Genomic DNA, 1,122 nt, shown 5'->3' on the forward strand with positions numbered 1-1,122 from the left:
GCCCGGTTCCTCGTCGCCCGCGACTACAACGCGGTCGGCGTCGCGGTGCTCTGGCTCAACACCAGCGCCCGCGGCCTCGACACCGCCGATTGGGGCGGCGCCTCCGTCGCTCCGTTGCCCGTAGGGAGCGCGCGGGGGCCGCGCGGCATGTCCAATGCGTAACCCCTTCCTCTCCGCCTCCGGGTGGAGCGAGCGCAGCGCCGACGACTACGTACCTTTTGTCGGCCACGTCCGCGACGACGCGGTGCTGCGGACGGATGGTTCCGTGATGGGGATGCTGCGCCTGGTAGGCGCCCCCTTCGCCCTGGAGGACCACGCCCGGCGCAACAGCCGGCACCGCTTTCGCAACGCGGTCCTCCGCAACATCGCGGACGACACCCTGACGGTCGTGGAGACCATGGTACGGCACGACGGCGTGGCGCCGCTGCCGGCCGGGGCCTACCGATCCGCCTTCGCCGCCGATCTCGAGAACGCCTACCGCCGGGAGGTCCTGGCCGGGCGCGAGCGGGTCAACGAGTGGTTCGTGTCGGTGATCGTCACCCCGCGCGCCCCGGTGACGCGCGGCCTCAACGCCCTGCGCTCGCGCCTCGGCCGCAAGAAGGAGGCTGCCGCCACCACGGCCAGCGATGAGCTGATCCGCACCCTGGATGACCGGATGCTCGTGCTGGCCAAGGCCTATGCCGAGATGGGGCCGGTGCGGCTGGGCATCCGCGAGGCCGGCGGGGTGATGTTCTCCGAGATTGCGGAAGCCCTGCGCCTGTTCCTGACGGCGCGCTTCCTGCCGGTGCCAATGGTCAGCGGCTCCCTCGGGGGCTCCATCTACACGGATCGGGTGATCTGCGGCCGGCGCGGCTTTGAGGTCCGCACCCCCGGCCGTCCCTCCTTCGGCACCCTCATGGGCTTCAAGGAATACCCCGACCGCACCCGCCCGGGGATGCTCAACGACCTGCTCTCGGCCGACTGCCGGGTGGTGCTGACCAACTCCTTCCGCTTCCACTCCCGCGCCGCCGCGACCGGCAGCCTGGCCCGCAAGCAGGCGCAGATGGCCAATGCCGGCGACCGCGCCCTGAGCCAGATGGACGCCCTGCACGACGCCATGGACGACGTGGCCTCCAACCAGGC

Annotated in this window: 1 protein-coding gene; it reads left to right on the forward strand. The window is 71.7% G+C overall.

Annotation, left to right across the window (positions count from 1 at the left end):
- Nucleotides 1-154: 154 nt before the first annotated feature.
- On the forward strand, nucleotides 155-1,122 hold a 968-nt coding region (locus BUB97_RS25375; RefSeq protein WP_456306349.1), incomplete at its 3' end, for a VirB4 family type IV secretion/conjugal transfer ATPase.

It is taken from the genome of Muricoccus roseus, from assembly GCF_900141905.1.
GTDB lineage: Bacteria > Pseudomonadota > Alphaproteobacteria > Acetobacterales > Acetobacteraceae > Roseomonas > Roseomonas rosea.